Genomic DNA, 17,073 nt, shown 5'->3' on the forward strand with positions numbered 1-17,073 from the left:
GCGAGTCGCTACCGGGCCGGCGCCTGCGGCCAGAGCACGTCGTGCGCGTCGACCTCGCGCACGGGCAGGGTGGTCGGCGCCTCCAGGTGCACCGCGCCGCTCGGCACGATGCCCGCGCCGCCGAAGCGCTCCATGATGCGCCACTGGGCCGCGACGTCCTCGCCCGAGTGGTCGGCGGGAAGGTCGGCCCAGAAGTCGAAGCCGCCCGAGGCGAGCAGGGCCTCCCTGCGATAGAGCACGCACGCGCCGATCCAGGCGACCCGGTAGGGCACCCAGCCGCCGCGCTCGACGTCCAGCTCGGCCGCCTGGTGCGCGAGGTTCGCGGCGTTGTGCAGGCGCCACCGCTCGAACCCCGGGGCGTCGCGGCGCACCCGCTCGGGCAGCACCGCCCCGGTCCACACCTCGAAGGCCTCGCGCTCGTGCGGCCGGTCGTCGGCAAGGTAGCTGAGCCCCTGCACCGCGGAGCCCACGAACCCGCAGCCGAGGGTGTCCAGCGCGTGCGTCATGCGGCCGAGGGTGCCGGGCTCCAGCCACACGTCGTCGTCCAGGAAGAGCACGTACTCCGCCGAGGCCTGACCCAGCAGGAACTGCCGGTGCTCGGCGAGGCCGCGCCGCGGCCGGTGCCGCAGCTCGACGACCTCACGGCCCTGGGCGCGGAGCACGCGCACCATCGCCTGCACGGCGGGCTCCGCGAACGCGCCGCCGGCGTCGTCGGACTGGTCGCTCACCACGACCCGGAAGGCCGGGTCGTCCTGGGCGGCGAGGCCCGCGAGCGTGACCGCGAGCTCGGCGCGCCGGTTGAACGTGGGGATCAGGACGTCGACCCGGGCGGCCGGGGCGGGCTCGCCGCTCGCCCACTCGCCCGACCAGCGACGGCTGCCGCCGGTTCCGATGTCTTCGGTCTCACGTCCTCCGGTCACGACCGGTCCAGCGGCGGGGTCGTCTCCAGGGCGGGCGAGTTGCCGCGGATGCGGTTCACCATCGACGTCGTGGACTGGGAGGGGACGTAGCCGAGCATCCGCACCTGGCCGCCGAACGAGGTGACCACCGCGGCCTCCTCGAGCATCTCGGGCGTGTAGTCGCCGCCCTTCACGTAGACGTCGGGGCGCAGGCGCTCGAGCAGCGGCACCGGGGTGTCGGTGTCGAAGACGGTCACGTAGTCGACGCAGCCGAGGGCCCCGAGCACGCTCGCGCGGTCTTCGGCGACGTTCACGGGGCGGTCGACCCCCTTCAGGCGCCGCACGGAGTCGTCGCTGTTGATCGCGACGACGAGCACGTCGCCGAGCTCCGCGGCCTGGGCGAGATACGTGGTGTGCCCGCGGTGCAGCACGTCGAAGCAGCCGTTGGTGAAGACGATGCGCCGGCCCGCCTCGCGGTCGGCCCGCAGGCGCTCGCCGAGCTCGTCGTGCCCGAGCACGGGCTCGACGGGGCTGCCGAGCCGCTCCGCCAGATCCCGGGTGCCGCACACCGACGTTCCCGTGCGCTGAACGACGACGTCGGCGGCCGCCTGCGCGAGCTCCGTGCTGAGCTCCAGGGGCAGGCCGCAGGCCCGGGCCAGCGTGAGCGTCGCGACGAACGTGTCGCCGGCGCCGGACGCCTTGGCCTCGGGTCCCGGCCGGGCGCTGGTGCGGTGCGGGCCGGCATCCGGGCGCAGCGTCACGGTGCCGTCCCGGTCGAGCGTCACGACGGCCGCCGTGGCGCTGGAGGAGCGGAGGACATCCGCGGCGTGCTCCGTGACGAAGGCCGCGCGGTCGGCCAACGGCAGCGCGTCGACGCCGATGAGTCGCGCGACCTCGCGGGCGTTCGGGGTCACGAGGTCGGGCGCGAGCGAAGCCCAGGCCGCGGGGTCGTGCGCGTCCACGACGAGGAGGGGCGGGCGGGGGATCTCGGGGGCGCGCAAGGCGTCGTGCACCGGCCCCTGGAGGGCGCCGTAGCCGTAGTCGCAGAGGAGGAGCGCGTCGGCGCCGGCCGCCGCGTCGACCGCGGCCCGCGCGAGCGCGGCAAGGTCGTCGAGGGAGGGGCACGTTTCGCCGCCCTCGTCGACGCGGACGAGCACCTGGTCGTCGCTCACGATGCGGATCTTGGTCGTCGTGGCGATCCCGTCGACGCGGAGCACCCGGGACACGTCCACGCCGCCGGCCTCCAGCAGCGCGAGCACGCGCTCGCCGGACTCGTCCGGGCCGACCAGGCCGACGAGGCTCACGCGGGCGCCGAGCGCGGCGAGGTTCATGGCCGTGTTCGCGGCGCCGCCGGGGGCGTAGACCCTCTCGGTGACGTCGACAACGGGGGCGGGCGCCTCGCGCGTGATGCGCTCGCTGTGCCCGTTCCACCAGCCGTCGAGCAGCAGGTCGCCGACGACCGTGACGCGGGGCGCGAGCGCGCGGAGGCGCGCGGGAAGGTCCGCCGTCAGCGCGTCGCTGCCGTCGAGACCCAGGCCGGCCGGGGCGGCGGAGTCCGTGCCGCTCATCCGGGCAGCCCGATGTGCACGACCTTGGTCGTCGTCATCTCGTCGAGGAGCTCCGGGCCGTACCCGTAGCCGGAGCCGCTGTCGCGGCGAGGCTGGGCGGCACCGCCGGGCGCGCCGCCGAAGACGGCGTTCACCTTGACGGTGCCGACGGGCAGCTCGGCCGCCGCGCGGTGGGCGTTCTCGAGCGACCGGGTAAGCACGCTCGCGGCGAGCCCGTACCGGTCCTCAGCCGCCCGGCGCAGGCCCTCGTCGAAGCTGTCCACGACCATCACCGGGGCGATCGGGCCGAACGTCTCCTCGCTCATGACGGGCATGTCGGCCGTGCAGGAGGTGAGCACCGTCGCGGGATAGTAGGTGCCCGGCCCGTCGGGCACGGCACCGCCGATCTCGGCGACGGCGCCCGCGTTGATCGACGCCTGGACGGCGGCGTGCACGGCCGAGCGCTGGACCTCGTCGACGATCGGGCCGAGGGCGCTCGTCTCCGCTCGCTGTCGCGCCTCGGCCACGAGGGCGGCGACGAAGGGCTCGGCGATCGCCCGGTGCACGTAGATGCGCTCGACGGAGGTGCAGATCTGCCCGGTGTTCGTGAAGGCGCCGAGGGCGGCCTGGCCCGCCGCCCAGACCGGGTCGACGTCGCCGTCCACGACGAGGGCGTCGTTCCCGCCGTTCTCGCGGAGCACGTGCGCGCCGGTGAGGGCCGCGGCCCGGGCGATGGACTGCCCGCTCGCGGTCGAGCCGACGTGGGCGATCACGTCGACGCCGGTGCTGGCGGACAGGGCGCCGCCGACGGCGCCGTCGCCGGTCACCGGGATGAGGACGTCCGCGGGGAGGGCCTCGGCCAGGATCTCGCCGAAGAGCGCGCCGACGTGCGGGCACTTCTCGCTGGGCTTGTAGACGACGGTGTTCCCGGACACGAGGGCGGCGCCGAGCAGGCCGGCGGCCACGGCGATCGGGTCGTTCCACGGCGTGAGCGCCACGACGACGCCGCGCGGCTCCGGCACCGCGTAGTCGACGGCCGTGAAGCCGCCGCGCAGCTGCTTGCCGCGGTGCAGCGGGCCGAGCTCGGCGTACTGCAGCAGCGTGTCGACGCCCGCCCCGACGCCGCCGAGCGACTGCTCGTAGAGCTTGCCCGTCTCGCGCTCGTTGAGCGCCGCGAGCTCCTCCGCGTGCGCGGCGACGGCGTGCGCGGCGGCCCGCAGCAGCGCGCCCCGCTCGGCCGGGGCGGTGCGCGACCACGACGCGGCGGCGCTCCTCGACCGGGCGAGGATGCCGGGGAGCTCGTCCACCGGCGTCATCGGCACCGTGCCGACGAGGCTGCCGTCCCGGGGATCGGTGATCCGCAGGGTGGTGTCGGGCGCCTCGGTCGGGCGGGCTGAGGCGTCCTCGTGGTTCGGGACGACGGTCTGGTTCACCGGCATGGATCCTCCTTGCGGGGTCGGGCCGCGGAAGCGGGCCCGACGGCTTCTCCTTGGCAGATACCCACTTCGCCGCACTTCTACACGCCGCACCTCTGCACGCTGTGCTTCAGGACGCCGTCACCCCTCTCGCGGCACGTGCGCGCGATCAGATGTTTCACAGGGACCGCTTCTGGGCAAGGGAGGAGGACCGCCAGCACGAAGCCTCACGAGGAGAGAACCATGACGCTCGACGCCACCGACGCGAGAACCGGCCTCCCCGCGGACATCGCCGCCGGGGAAGCCGCGGTGCAGGGGCGCGCCCCGCAGGGCGTCGGTCCCCTCGGGGCCGGAGCGCTCGGCATCGGACCCCTGAGCGTCGGGCCGCTGGGCGAGCCCTTCGACGGCATCGAGCGGATCGCCGTCCTCCGCGGCGGCGGTCTCGGCGACCTCCTGTTCGCGATGGGAGCGATCCAGTCGCTGCGGGCCGCCTACCCGAACGCCCGCATCACCCTGCTCGGCACGCCGATGCACGCGGCCCTGCTCAAGGACAGGCCGAACACGGTCGACGAGGTCGTCGTGCTGCCCATCGCGAAGGGCGTGCGGGACGCGCCGGGCCAGGTCGAGGACGAGGCGGAGGTCGAGCGGTTCGTCGAGCGGATGCGGGCGGAGCGCTTCGACCTCGCCCTGCAGCTGCACGGCGGGGGACGCTTCTCGAACCCGTTCCTGCTGCGCCTCGGCGCGCGCCACACGGTGGGGACGCGCACGCCCGACGCCGCCCCGCTGGAGCGCTCGATGACGTACATCTACTACCAGCACGAGATGCTGCGCGCGCTCGAGGTCGTCGGTCTCGCCGGCGTGGCGCCCGCGGTGCTCGAACCGCGGCTGACCGCCACCGAGCGCGAGCGCGCCGACACGGTGCAGCACGTGGACGGGGACGCCCGCGGGCTCGTGCTGATCCACCCCGGCGCGACGGACCCGCGGCGGCGGTGGCCGGCGGCATCCTTCGCGGAGGTCGCCGCGCGCCTCGCGGCCGACGGGGCACAGGTCATCGTGGTGGGGGACGCGAGCGACGAGGCGAACGCGACCGAGATCGTCCGTCTCGCCCGCGCGGCGGCGAGCGAGACGGACGCGGGCCGGATCACGTCCCTGGCGGGCCGGCTGTCGCTCGGCGAGCTGGTGGGCCTGGTGTCGCACGCCGACGTGCTGCTCGGCAACGACAGCGGACCCCGGCACCTCGCACAGGCGGTTGGCGCGGCCACCGTGGGGATCTACTGGTTCGGCAACGTCGTCAACGCGGGGCCGCTCGGCCGCGCCCGGCAGCGGGCCCACCTGTCCTGGACGACCCACTGCCCGGTCTGCGGCGTCGACTGCACCCAGGTGGGGTGGAGCGCGGAGCGCTGCGAGCACGACGACTCCTTCGTGGCCGACGTGCCCGCGGGCGCCGTCTACGACGACGTGGCGGAACTCACGGCCACGAGTCTTCTTCTGCGTGGCAGATGACCATCTCGCGCACCTCGCTCGTCTCGGGCTGACCGAGCACGAACAGCACGGCGTTCGCCACGACGGCCGGGTCGTTCAGGCGCGAGTCGTCCTGCGGCTTGTACTTCTCGTCGCGGTCGTCGAAGAAGTGCGTCTTCATGCCCGAGGGGATGAGGGTCGTCACGCCGATCTCGCCCTTCGTCTCCGCCGCGAGGGCGCGGGAGAAGCCGAGGACGCCGAACTTCGACGCGCAGTAGGCGGTCGCGTCGGCGACGGCCTTGATGGCGAGTGACGACGCGACCGTGACGACGCGGCCGTGCGACTCCTTGAGGTGCGGGAGGGCGGCGCGCACGACGGCGACCGTGCCGAGCAGGTTGACGCCGATGACGCGCTCCCACTCCTCGGCGGCGACGTCCTCGAGTCGGCCGCAGCGGTCGATGCCCGCAGCGGTGACCACGGCGTCGAGTCCGCCGAGCGACTCCGCGACCTCGGTCACCACGCGCTCGACGGCGCGGGTGTCGGACACGTCGACCTGACGCGCCTCGATGCTGCCGTCCGACGGGAGGCCGGAGATGTTGCGGTCGAGCACGATCGGCGTTCCGCCGCCGTCGAGGACGGCCTGGACGACGGCGGCACCGAGACCGGAAGCGCCGCCGGTGACGAGGACGCGGCCGAGTGGGCGGGTGGTGGGGGCGGGCATGGGTGTCCTTTCCTGCGCGGATGCGCGTGGGGATGGTGCTTGCCGCCGACGGTGTCGGCGGCTCGGAAGGGCCGGATGGCCGGTAAAAGGAGTGCGCCGGTGGGGCTCAGCCCACCTTGGCGAGGGCCGAGGCGAGGTTGGTCGTCGATCGGCCCGGGTGGTACGGCACTGTCACGGCGGCGCCGCCCCATTCGGCGAGCAGCGCCGCCTCCGGGAGCTCGTCCGCGACGTAGTCGCCGCCCTTGACCCAGAGGTCCGGCTGGATGCGCCGAAGGACGGCCTCGGGCGTGTCCTCCTCGAAGACGATCACCGCATCCACGCACTCCAGCGCGAGCAGGAGGTCGACCCTGTCGGCCTCGTCCATGATCGGGCGGGACGGACCCTTGAGCCGGCGCACGGAGTCGTTCGAGTTGAGGCACACGATGAGGCAGTCGCCGAGCTGGCGGGCGGCCGAGAGAGCGCGCGCGTGCCCCGCGTGCAGCAGGTCGAAGCAGCCGCCGGTCGCCACGACGGTGCCGCCGGCGCGCCTGGTGTCGTGCACGACCTGGAGCGCCTCGACGGCCTCGCCGCGGAAGGCGGTCGCGTTGTCGGGGGAGGCGAGCGACGCCACCCCGCCCGCGGCCAGGAAGGCGGCGGCCTCGGACACGGCCGCGCGGAGCGCGTCACCGATGTCCTCACCCCGCGCGAGCGCGACGACGAGCGACGCGGCGAGCCGGTCGCCCGCGCCGCACGGATCGGAGGTGCGCACCTCGGGAGCGGGCACGACGAGCGGGAGGTGGGACCCCTCGGCCGCGTCGAGCAGCGCGCCGCGCGAGCCCAGCGTGACCACGACGGCCCGGCAACCCCAGCGGGCGCGGAGCTCCGCGGCGGCGCTCGTGGCGCCGCGCACGTCGGACACCGCTGCGCCGGTCGCCCGGCTCGCCTCGGCGAGGTTGGGGGTGACCGCCCACGCGCCGGACACCGGCTCGGAGCCGCGGGGGTGCGGGTCCCAGACGAGCGGCGCCGCGGCGGCCCGGGCGTTCAGCGCCTCGCGTAGCCGCGCGTTCTCGGTGAGGCCGCGCCCGTAGTCGGCGACCACCACGGCGTCCGCGCTGCCGATGGCCGCGAGCATCTCGTCCGTCACCTCGGGGACCGGCGGGACCGCGCAGCCCTCGTCGATGCGGGCGAGCGACTGCCCGGCGGCGCGGACGCGCGTCTTCACCGGGGTCGGAGCGCCGCTCGGCCCGCTGACCACAGTCACGCCCTGCAGGGCCTCGCGCAGCTCACGCGACCGGTCGTCGTCGGAGAGCACGGTGACGAGGGTCACGTCGTGCCCGTCCCGGGCCAGCATGGTCGCCACGAGGCCCGCGCCGCCGGCCCGCCGCTCGGTCTGCTGCACGTCGATGACGGGCACGGGCGCGTCCGGGCTGAGCCGGTCGGCGCTGCCGAGCAGATCGACGTCGAGCAGCACGTCTCCCACGATTGCGATGCGCATCAGGACACCCCGTCCAGGATCGAGATCTGCCGGTCGAACACGCGGCACAGGGCGTGCACGGCGATGAGCTGCGCCTCCTGCACGCTCGCCGACGGGCCGGGCAGGGCGATGAAGTCGTCGCACTCCGCCGTCAGCGGGTTCGGTCCCTGGCCGGTGAGCGCCCAGGTGGTCGCCCCGACCTCCGCGGCCGCCCGGGCCGCGAGAAGGAGGTTCGGGCTGCGGCCGCTCGTGGACAGGAGCACGACGATGTCGCCGGGACGGGCGTGCGCCCGCACCTGACGGGCGAACACCTCGTCGAAGCCGTAGTCGTTGCCGATGGCGGTGATGCTCGACGTCTCGGCGTTCAGCGCGATGGCCGAGAACGCCCGGCGCTCGCCGTCGAACCGGCCGACGAGCTCGGCCGTCAGGTGCTGGGCCTCGGCCGCGGATCCGCCGTTGCCCGCCGCGAGCAGCCGGCTCCCGGCGTTCAGCCGGCTTGCCAGCTCGGCGCCCCACGCCGCCAGGTGGTCGGCCTCGCCGCGCAGCGCGTCGAGCACGGGGGACAGGGCGGCCACGTGGTCCTCGACCACGCGGGAGTCGGCCACGGACGGCGCGACGAGGCCGGCGGCCGCCCCGGCCGGCCGGGACGAAATCTGGTCGACGGTCATCGGAGCGCTCCCTCGGTTGTGCCGGCACCCACGCCCTGCGTGGCCCTGCGGATGGTTCGTCGGTAGGCCTCGGCGGTGTCGGCGGCCACGCGGTCCCAGGAGTACCGCGACTCCATGCGCGCCCGCCCGGCGGCACCCAGCCTCCGCCGCAGCGGCTCGTCGTCGAGCAGCGTTGCGAGGGCCGCCGCGATGGCGTCGGGGTTCCTCGGCGGCACGTGCAGGCCGGTCTCGCCGTGCACGACGCTGTCGGTGAGACCGCCGACGGCGCTGACCACCGCGGGAACGCCGCAGGCCGCTGCCTCGAGCGGCACGATTCCGAACGGCTCGTACCAGGGTGCGCAGACCACGGCGTCCGCCGAGCGCAGCACGCGCGGCAGCTCGGCCTGCGCCACCTGCCCGCGGATGTGCACGCGGTCGGCAACCCCGAGCTGCCGGGCGAGGTCCTCCAGCCGCCGCACCTCCGGGTCGTCGCGCAGGTCGCTCACCCCGCCGGAGCCGCCGACGACGACGAGCTCGACGTCGGTGCGGCCGAGGTCGGCCAGGCGGGCCATTGCGGTGACGACGAGGTCCACACCCTTGCGCTGCACCAGGCGGCCGACCGAGAGGATGCGGTGGGGCTGCCCCTTGGGCTCGGCCGGGCCCGCCGGCAGGAAGCGGCCGGTGTCGACGCCGCAAGGGACGACGGTGATCGAGTCGCCGGGCACGCCGAGGGCCACGAGCTCGAGGGCCTCGTCCGTGCAGGTGGCGAGCACGCCGTCCGCGGTGCGTCCCACCTCCGGCTCGAGGTGCTCCCGCTCGGCGGGGCTCGAGTCCGCGGCGCCCTGGTGGCGGCGCTTGACGACGCCGAGCGCGTGGAAGGTCTGCACGACGGGCAGCGGCCGGAGCGGCGCGACGCGACGGGCGGCGTCCAGCGCCGCGACGCCGGACATCCAGAAGTGGCCGTGCACGATGTCCGGGCGGACCCGCTCCCAGTCGGCAACGAGCCCGTCGGCGAGGGCGGGCAGGAACGGCAGGAGCGCGTCCTTGGGAACGCGCTCGGCCGGTCCCGCGTCCAGGTGCACGACCTCGACGCCGGGGGCGAGGGGCACCCGCGCCGGCAGGCTCGGGTCGTCGCGGCGGGTGTAGACGGTCACCTCGTGGCCCTGGCGGCCGAGGGCGCTCGACAGCGCGGCGACGTGCACGTTCTGGCCGCCGGCGTCCACCCCGCCGATGGCGGCGAGGGGACTGGCGTGCTCCGACACCATCGCGATCCTCATTCGAGGGATCCCGTCGTGGCGCCGGCCGGTGCGAGGAGCGTGCGGTTGCGGCGGGCGTGCGTCTCGACCGCGTCCTCGAGCAGCTCGTCCCAGCGGTTCTGGTACGTGGCGAGCGAGTAGTGCTCCCGGGCGAACTCCCGGGCCACCAGGCCGCGGGCGCGGGCCTCGTCGGGGTTGTCGAGCAGCAGGCGGGCGGCCCGGACGAGCTCGTCGACGTCGGCGGAGATGGCGCCGGCCTCAGGCGGGACCGCGCGCGACGCCTCCGTGGTCGCGAGGGCGACGACGGGCATCGCGAGGTGCATGGCCTCGAGCAGGGACAGGCCCAGGGAGGTCCAGCGGAGCGGGTGCACGTAGACCCGGCAGTCCGCGAGGCTGGCGTGCAGCCGGCGGGTGGGCAGGTCGCCGCCGTAGACGAGCCGGTCCTCGTCGAGGGACAGCGCCTCGGGCAGCAGGTCGGCCGCGATCCCGAACGCCCGCAACCGCCCCACGGCGGCGAACCGCGGGAGCAGGTCGGTGCCGGTGACGCGCCAGCGCCGCACGGGCTCGTTGATGACGACGCCGAGCTCGCGCTGCGATCCCGTGTACAGGGCGCCGGGGTCGGGGATGCCGTGTTCGATGACGACGGTGGGCGCCGAGCCGGTGTCCCAGATCAGCCGGTTGAAGTGGGTGACGTGGGCGATGGGGATGTCGCTGCGCTCGGCGAGGGGGTGCACCGAGTTCGGCACGCCCTCCTTGGGGGTGTTGTGCTCCACGAAGACGGCGGGCACGTCGACGCCGAGGCGCCGGCCGAGCAGCCGCTCCGCGTCACCGATCTCCTCGACGCGCTGCAGCACGACGACGTCGATCTGCTCGTCGCGGAGCTTCCGCTCGTCCACCTCGTGCACCGAGTCGGGCCAGCCGCGGAGGTTCCCCTCGGGGGAGGCGAGCTTCTCCGCCGTGGTCGGCACCACGTACTCGTGCCGCCCTTGCACGAACGCGTCCATCCAGCCGCCGTGCACATGCCAGACCAGGATCCTCACGCGGGCACCCCGTTTCTCTCTCGTCGGTCGGATTGCGGCGCTTCGGGTCCGTGCACCGCCGGCTGCGACTCGGGCTGCCGCGGTGCGGCGTGCCGCGATGCGACTGTCAGCCTCAGGCACGCGGCCAACGCCTCCTCCGGGCTGACGTTCGCGAGGCAGGGGTGCCCGGGCACGGGACACACCCGTGCCCGCGACCCCGCGCACCGCTCGGTCTGATCGCCGAGCAGCTCGATCGGCACCCCGTAGGGCGCCCAGCGGATCGCTGGGACGACCGGCGAGAACAGGCTGACGATCGGCGTGCCCACCGCGGCGGCCAGGTGGGCGGGGCCGGTGTTCCCGGCGACGACCACGGTGGCGCGCTCGAGGACGCCGGCCAGCGTCGGCAGGTCGGTGCGGCCGCCGAGGTCGAGGGCGATGCCGTCGGCCACGTGCTCGGTGAGCTCACGCTCGCCGGGGCCCCCCGTGACCACGACCGTGTCACCACGGGCCACGAGCAGCCGCACCAGGTCGCGGGCGGAGTCCGCGGGCCAGGCCCGGGCGGGCACGGCCGCGCCCGGGTGCACCACGACGTACGGCTCGTCGCCGACGAGGGCCGAGACGTCCGGCGTTGGAAGCACGGCGAGCCGGCCGTCGTCGCCCTCCGGCAGGTCGAAGCCCGCGGCGCGGGCGATCGTCAGGGCGCGCTCGACCTCGGGCTGGTCCTCGGGGAAGTCCTCGCCGGGGCGCAGGCGCACGTCGAGCAGGCTCCCCGCGAAGTCGACGGACGCGCCGACGATCCGCTCCACCATCGCGAGCCGCAGCAGCAGGGCGAGGGGGAGGGGGGACTGGTGGAACGAGGTCAGGATGACCGCGACGTCCGGTCGCGCGGCCGGGGTCGCATCCCCGGCGGTGCCGCCGTCGCCGGTGCCGCCGAGCAGCGCGTCCAGCTCGGCGAGGTGCTCCGCGGTCACGGCCGGAGCGGGGTCGGAGATCCACGGGCAGGCCCAGGTGAGCACGCGGTCAACGCCGGGGAGCGCGGCGGCCGCGGCGGCGCCCTGCGGGCCGCACAGCATCACGACCTCGTCCACGTCCGGATGCGCGGCGACGGCTCGCACCGCGGGGCCGGCGAGCAGCACGTCGCCCGCGCTGTCCAGGCGCGCCACGAGCACGCGCGTCACGATGCGGCCCCATCCCGGGCGGCGTCGTCCGCCACGACCGCATGCCGCTCGGCACCCGCGAAGAGCAGCCCGACCGCGCCGGCGAGGTCTGCGGCGACGAGGTCGGCGTCCCGCACCTCCTCCGGGAGGGTGACGTCCGTCGGCACGAGCACCCCGCGGGCTCCCGCGGCACGCGCCGCGCCCATGTCGGCGCCGATGTCGCCGATGACGGCGACGGTCGTCGGGTCGACGCCGAGCGCGGCCGCGGCGTCCTGCACCATGCCGGGGCGCGGCTTCCGGCACCGGCAGTCGTCCTCCGGCCCGTGCGGGCAGACGCACCAGACGTCGAAGGGCCCGAGGAGGCGGTCGACCTCGCGGTTGACAGCGTCCACCTGCTCGCGCGTGATGATGCCGCGGGCGATGCCGGACTGATTGCTCACGACGCCGATGGGCACACCCTTGTCGCGCAGCCCCTGCACGGTCTCGCGGGCCGTCGGCATGGCGACGACGAGGCTCGGGTCGCCGTTGTACGGCACGTCGACGACGAGCGTGCCGTCCCGGTCGAACAGGACGGCCCGCGGCGCGGGGGAGGAGTCGTGGTGGTGCACGGAAGAAGCAGTTCCCCGGGAGTGCCCGGGGTAAACCTCGCGGCGAGCACTTCTTCTCCTCCGTCTTGCGGCCGTCCCTCCGCCCTCGGATGTGGTGTCGTTCCCATCCCTGTACCGCTGTGACGGGCTCCCCCGGCTCGCTCTGCCGGGTCGCGCCGGAGCTCGGCTCTCCCGTCGGGCGTCGCTATCGGTGCCTCCCGATCGGTGTCTTGCCTTCCACCACCACCGTCGCGTCTCCGGCCCCTCGCGGGGTCTGAGAGGGTTGTGCCATGCGAATCTTCGACGAGACGTGGCTGGCCGAGAATCCGGACCGCCCGGTGATCCTCGCGCTGCGGGCGCTCAAGCTCGGCGACATCCTGGTCGCCGTCCCCGCGCTCAAGGCCATCCGCCGCACCTACCCCGACCACGCCTTCGTGCTCGCCGTCCCGCGCTGGCTCGAGCCGATCGTCGAGCTGATCGGCGGCGTCGACGCGCTGCTGCCCACCCCCGGGCTCAACGACCTGCTTCCCGTGCCGCCCGGCCGCATCGACATCGCGGTCAACCTGCACGGCAACGGCCCCGAGAGCCGCCGCATCGTCGAGGCGCTCGAGCCGCGCGTGATCATGGGGCACAAGAACGAGACGTACGACGGCCCGGAATGGGAGGACGGCGTGCTCGAGCGGTACCGCTGGGCGCGCATCGTCACCTGGCACGGGATGCCGGCCGACCCGGACGACGTCGCCCTGCAGGCGCCCGCCGTGCCCTCGGCCGCGCCCGGCGCCATCCTCGTACACGTCGGCGCGTTCTACGGATCGCGGCACTGGCCCACCGAGCGCTTCGCCGCCGTCGCCTCCGCCCTTCGCGAGGAGGGCCACACCGTGCTCTTCACGGGCAGCGCCGCCGAGCGCGCCCGAGCCGAGGAGGTGGCGCGGCTGGGCGGCTTCGACGACGACTCCGTGCTCGCGGGGGAGATCGCCCTCGACGAGTTCGCGGCCCTCATCCGCGAGGCCCGCGTCGTCGTCTCCGCCGACACCGGCGCCGCCCACCTCGCCTCCGCCTACGCGGTGCCCTCGGTCGTCCTCTTCGGGCCGGCGCCCGTCGAGGAGTGGGGTCCGCCGACGACCGGCCCGCACATCACCCTGACCGACGCGAGCAAGCGCGTGGGCGACGCCTTCGCGGCCACCCCGGACCCGGCGATCCTCGCGGTCACCGTCGACGACGTCCTCGAGGCGGTCCACTCCCTCTCGCTCGACCGCGCCGAGGTCCCCACCCCCTGACCGCGAGACCCCACGGTCCCTGAGCCTGTCGAAGGGACGTAACGGTGAGGTGCGGGCGGACAACCCCGACGGTCCCTGAGCCTGTCGAAGGGACGGAACCAGCGCGCCTTGCGTCCCTTCGACAAGCTCAGGGACCGTGGTGAACCTCAGGGACCGTGTCGGCTCACTCGGGCGGCGAGTGCGGTTCGGCTCTTCGTCGCGAGTCGCCATCGGCGGGTGTGGTCGAGCCATGGCGGTGCCTGTACCTCGGGTGACCCTGCCCGCATCCGAATGGCCCACCCGGAGGTGTCGATCGTGCGGTGGTGGAACCAGCAGAGCAGCACCCCGTTGTCCGGATGCGTTAGTCCACCCTCGGCCGCTGGGGTCACGTGGTGGACCTCGCACCAGCCTGCGGGGATCGAGCAGCCCGGGATGAGGCAGCCGCCGTCGCGGGCGGTGATCGCCCGCCGCTGCGGAGCCGTAAAGCAGCGCTCCGCCGAGCCCAGCTTGAGGATGCGGCCGTTTCTGCCGATGAGAACCTTCTGGGTGCCTCCGCTGCACACCAGTTGCTTCACGGTCGTGGGCGACAGGGGCGACTCGACCCCGTCCGCGTACCCTGCGCCGCCGCTGTCCAGGTCCTCCGCCCGCACGGTGACCAGCACGGTCGGCGCGGCCCCGCCGACGGTCGGCGTGTCCCCGCTTCGCGCCATCGCGTCCGGGACGCCGATCAAGATGTCGTGCCGCTGCTGATCCTTCGTCCGCGGATCCCTGACCGCGTTCTTGTCCGCGAGCTCCTCGTCGCTGAGGAAGGCGGGCGCGGTGGTCGGGGTGAGATACGCGTCGAAGAGCCGCTTCACCCGACCGGCGGCCTCCGGCAGCAGCCCACCGGACACCGGAACGAGCCCGTTGCGCTCGGGCCCCATCCGGAAGCTCCGCTTGGCCATCGCGTGGGCCTCGTCGGGCTCGAGCCCGTCCGGATCGAGGGTCGCCCGCCAGACCGAGGCCTGGATGCGGATCTCGTCCGCCGACGCCGAGACGCTGCTGTCGGGCGAGGTTCCGGTTGCCGCAGCCACGAGCTCCTGCTCCGCGGCGTCCAGCGCATCGGGGTGCACCCGGACCTGAAGGGGCGCGAGGTTCCTCGTCAGCGCGACGGCCGCGTCCACGCCCAGCTCGCCCGCTTCCAGGGCGGCGCGGACGTGGTCGAACTTGGCCGGCATCGCCGCACCGGAGAGGGCGGTGCCGGGGCGAGTGAGCACGGCCAGCCCGAGCCGAGACGCAGCGGTCGCGCTCGACACCTGGGTGAGGCGCTGCAGAAGTTCATTCGCCGAGCGGCAGCCTTTTCGAGCCGCCAACCCGGCGGGTCCATCCTCGGTGCGGGACCGCGCGGCCAACTCGCCCGCCGTGACTACCCGCAGTGCGTCGACGTGCCGCCCCAACTCCTCGACCTCGCGGATGGCGAGGAGGAGGGCCTCGTCGCTCAGCCCGCCCACCGACGTCGCCGAGAGGGCGGTCGGTATCGCCTTCGCGAGGTCCGTCAGGGTCGGGCTGTTCATGCGGACATCGTCTCATCCACCACCGACAATCCGCTGTTGACCAGCAGAAACTGTGAAGAAGTAGTCTCCCTGTCGTGCTGTGGAGGAACGGATGCGGGCGGGGCTAGTTGCGTCCCTTCGACAAGCTCAGGTACCGTGCCAGCGTCCCTTCGGCGAGCTCAGGGACCGTGATCGGGCTCGGGCACCGCACCGCCCCGCACCCACCCCACGCCCACGCCCACGCCCTCTAGGCGACGACCTCCACGCCCTCCGCGGGGCTCAGCTCCTCGCGCAGCCAGGAGAGGATGCGGGTCAGGAGTCGCGACACCTGCATCTGCGTCACGCCGAGCTCCGAGGCGATCTCCTGCTGGGTCCGCTCCTCGTAGAAGCGCAGGTAGAGGATGCGCCGGTCGCGCGCCGGGAGGCGACGGCAGGCCGCGGTGACCTCCGCCATCACCTCGGCGTGCTCGAGGCGGTCGTCCACGGCGCCGACGGACTCACCGACGGTCGGGCCGTCCCCATCGCGGCCCGGTGCGTCGAGCGAGACCGGGCGCATGCCGCCAGCCGCGCCCATCGCGGCCGTGACCTCCGGGGTCCCGTGCCCCACCCGCTCGGCGATCTCCTCGGGGGAGGGCTGACGGCCCAGGTCCTGCAGCAGCCCGGGCACCGCGCGGGCGATGCTCGCGCTCAGCTCCTGCAGCGGCCGGGGCGGGCGCACGAACCAGCTGTGGTCGCGCAGGTGGCGCTTGATCTCACCCGAGATGGTGGGCACGGCGAACGACACGAAGTCGTCGCCGCGATCCGGGTCGAAGCGGCGTGCCGCCTTCACGAGCCCGAGATACGCCACCTGGCGGATGTCGTGCCAGTCCTGGACGCCGGCCGAGTAGCGCCGCGCGATCGTCTCGGCGACTCCGAGGTAGTCGACCACGACGTCGTCATGGATGCGGCGGCGTTCCGCCGGCGCCAGCGTTCCCGCCCGGGCGTAGCGCGCGAGCGTGCGCGAGTGACGGAGCGCCCGTTGCTGAGCGACGGCGTCGAGCGGTGTGTCCGGCCCGGGGTATGCCTCACCAGCGGGGTTCGGTGGCGTGGCCGGAATGGCGCTGTCGACGGTCATACACTCCTGTCTTCGTCGCCGGGGGCGGCGGCGTGGCGCGGTGTGTCGCGGGTTGGGATGCCGCCGCAGCGGTGCTGCGGGGGCGCGTGGGGCGTGGGGAACTGCTTCTCCTCTTCACAGAACTGCTGCTCCTCCTCTTTTTCAAGTGGTTGATACTAGAAGCGCTTCTGTAGTAGAAGGGCTTAAATGATCGATTCCGCAGCGCCGAATACTGCAGCGCCGACCACCGCGGAGCCGAACCCGGCAGGAGTGCCCGCCGAAGCGCCTCCCGCAGCGCCCAACACCGAAGCGCCCGCACCGCCGACCACTGCAGCGCCCGCAGCCACCGCAGAGCCGCCCACCGCAGCGCCGAGCGCTCGGCTCCTCCTCGTGCGGCACGGCGTCACGCCCTGGAACCTCGAGGGCCGGTACACGAGCACGAGCGACGTGCCGCTGCACGAGTCGGCCCGGGCCACCCTCGAGCCGACCGCGGTCAACCTCGCGACGCGCGGCATCGACCGGGTCTGGACCAGTCCGCTCACCCGCGCGGTCGAGACCGCCGCCGTCCTGCGCGAGCTCGGGGCCCTTGACACCGCGACCGAGGCGACCCCGGACGAGGACCTGCGCGAGCTCGACTTCGGCGCGTTCGAGGGCCGCAGCCGGGCGGAGATGCTCGGCGGGCCGCTCGCGGACTCCTACCGGCACTGGATGAGCGTGCACGACGGATTCCCCGCGCCGCCCGGTGGGGAGGAGTGGACGAGCGCCGCGGATCGCGCCTCGCGCGTCCTCGCGCGTGCCGCGACGGCGGGCGGCACGACTCTCGTGGTCTCCCACGGCTACCTGCTGCGCATCCTCGTCGTGGTCGCGGTGCCCGAGCTCCCGGTCAACGCCATCCGCACCATGCCCCTGGCCAACGGCAGCGTCACCGAGCTCGCCTACGACGGGAACGGGGCCTGGCGGCTCCTCGCGCACAACGAGGACGGCGTCTTCGCCGACGGAGGCGTTCCCGCGCAGCAATTACACTCGTAAC

15 protein-coding genes are annotated in these 17,073 nt (G+C 74.3%); 3 read left to right on the top strand and 12 right to left on the bottom strand.

Translation table 11 applies throughout. From position 1 onward, the window contains the following. Positions 1–8: 8 nt before the first annotated feature. The 3 genes from DAI20_RS07205 to DAI20_RS07215 are packed head-to-tail and all read right to left on the bottom strand — an operon-like array spanning position 9 to position 3,885. Positions 9–920, bottom strand: a complete 912-nt coding sequence (locus DAI20_RS07205; RefSeq protein WP_240605962.1) for a glycosyltransferase family 2 protein — start codon at positions 918–920, stop codon at positions 9–11. Further along, positions 917–2,467 carry a D-glycero-beta-D-manno-heptose 1-phosphate adenylyltransferase gene (gene rfaE2, locus DAI20_RS07210; RefSeq protein WP_205781383.1) on the bottom strand — a complete coding sequence of 517 codons (1,551 nt, stop codon included), beginning with the start codon at positions 2,465–2,467 and terminating at the stop codon, positions 917–919. The genes DAI20_RS07205 and rfaE2 overlap by 4 nt, the downstream gene beginning before the upstream one ends. Next, on the bottom strand, positions 2,464–3,885 hold the full coding sequence (locus DAI20_RS07215) for an aldehyde dehydrogenase family protein (RefSeq protein ID WP_108249919.1): 1,422 nt from the start codon (positions 3,883–3,885) through the stop codon (positions 2,464–2,466). Before DAI20_RS07215 ends, rfaE2 begins: the two co-directional genes overlap by 4 nt. Before the next feature lie 219 nt (positions 3,886–4,104). Between DAI20_RS07215 and DAI20_RS07220 the strand changes: the two genes are divergently transcribed. After that, the gene (locus DAI20_RS07220; protein ID WP_108249920.1) at positions 4,105–5,364 is read left to right on the top strand and encodes a glycosyltransferase family 9 protein; all 1,260 of its coding nucleotides are present in this window, start codon (positions 4,105–4,107) and stop codon (positions 5,362–5,364) included. On the opposite strand, the gene DAI20_RS07225 is transcribed toward DAI20_RS07220, so the two are convergent. From DAI20_RS07225 to DAI20_RS07255, 7 genes are all read right to left on the bottom strand, one after another. Then, positions 5,330–6,043, bottom strand: a complete 714-nt coding sequence (locus DAI20_RS07225; RefSeq protein ID WP_108249921.1) for an SDR family oxidoreductase — start codon at positions 6,041–6,043, stop codon at positions 5,330–5,332. The genes DAI20_RS07220 and DAI20_RS07225 overlap by 35 nt on opposite strands. Before the next feature lie 106 nt (positions 6,044–6,149). After that, on the bottom strand, positions 6,150–7,517 hold the full coding sequence (locus tag DAI20_RS07230; protein WP_108249922.1) for a PfkB family carbohydrate kinase: 1,368 nt from the start codon (positions 7,515–7,517) through the stop codon (positions 6,150–6,152). After that, entirely contained in the window at positions 7,517–8,164 is a 648-nt protein-coding gene (locus DAI20_RS07235) for a D-sedoheptulose-7-phosphate isomerase (protein WP_108249923.1), read from the bottom strand. Before DAI20_RS07235 ends, DAI20_RS07230 begins: the two co-directional genes overlap by 1 nt. Then, positions 8,161–9,420 (bottom strand): glycosyltransferase, encoded by a 1,260-nt coding sequence (locus tag DAI20_RS07240; RefSeq protein ID WP_108249924.1) that lies wholly within the window; start codon positions 9,418–9,420, stop codon positions 8,161–8,163. The genes DAI20_RS07235 and DAI20_RS07240 overlap by 4 nt, the downstream gene beginning before the upstream one ends. Further along, positions 9,417–10,439, bottom strand: coding sequence for a glycosyltransferase (locus DAI20_RS07245; protein ID WP_108249925.1), 1,023 nt, complete (start codon positions 10,437–10,439; stop codon positions 9,417–9,419). The genes DAI20_RS07240 and DAI20_RS07245 overlap by 4 nt, the downstream gene beginning before the upstream one ends. Then, positions 10,436–11,596, bottom strand: a complete 1,161-nt coding sequence (locus DAI20_RS07250) for a glycosyltransferase family 9 protein (protein ID WP_108249926.1) — start codon at positions 11,594–11,596, stop codon at positions 10,436–10,438. The genes DAI20_RS07245 and DAI20_RS07250 overlap by 4 nt, the downstream gene beginning before the upstream one ends. Further along, positions 11,593–12,183: a D-glycero-alpha-D-manno-heptose-1,7-bisphosphate 7-phosphatase gene (locus DAI20_RS07255; protein ID WP_108249927.1), complete on the bottom strand. Its 591-nt coding sequence runs from the start codon at positions 12,181–12,183 to the stop codon at positions 11,593–11,595. Before DAI20_RS07255 ends, DAI20_RS07250 begins: the two co-directional genes overlap by 4 nt. A 269-nt stretch (positions 12,184–12,452) precedes the next feature. On the opposite strand from DAI20_RS07255, the gene DAI20_RS07260 reads away from it, so the two are divergent. After that, on the top strand, positions 12,453–13,439 hold the full coding sequence (locus tag DAI20_RS07260; RefSeq protein WP_108249928.1) for a glycosyltransferase family 9 protein: 987 nt from the start codon (positions 12,453–12,455) through the stop codon (positions 13,437–13,439). A 146-nt stretch (positions 13,440–13,585) separates the two neighbouring features. Here the strand turns inward: DAI20_RS07260 and DAI20_RS07265 are convergent, their stop codons facing one another. Both DAI20_RS07265 and DAI20_RS07270 read right to left on the bottom strand, forming a co-directional pair. Further along, positions 13,586–14,971, bottom strand: coding sequence for an HNH endonuclease signature motif containing protein (locus tag DAI20_RS07265; protein WP_108249929.1), 1,386 nt, complete (start codon positions 14,969–14,971; stop codon positions 13,586–13,588). 226 nt (positions 14,972–15,197) lie between these two features. Continuing rightward, positions 15,198–16,064 (bottom strand): sigma-70 family RNA polymerase sigma factor, encoded by an 867-nt coding sequence (locus DAI20_RS07270; RefSeq protein ID WP_108249930.1) that lies wholly within the window; start codon positions 16,062–16,064, stop codon positions 15,198–15,200. Between the two features lie 186 nt (positions 16,065–16,250). Between DAI20_RS07270 and DAI20_RS18450 the strand changes: the two genes are divergently transcribed. Further along, a complete protein-coding gene (locus DAI20_RS18450; protein ID WP_159084954.1) occupies positions 16,251–17,072 on the top strand; it encodes a histidine phosphatase family protein in 822 nt (273 codons plus the stop codon). Position 17,073 lies beyond the last annotated feature (1 nt).

Origin of the sequence: Planctomonas deserti (assembly GCF_003067705.1) — a bacterium.
GTDB lineage: Bacteria > Actinomycetota > Actinomycetes > Actinomycetales > Microbacteriaceae > Planctomonas > Planctomonas deserti.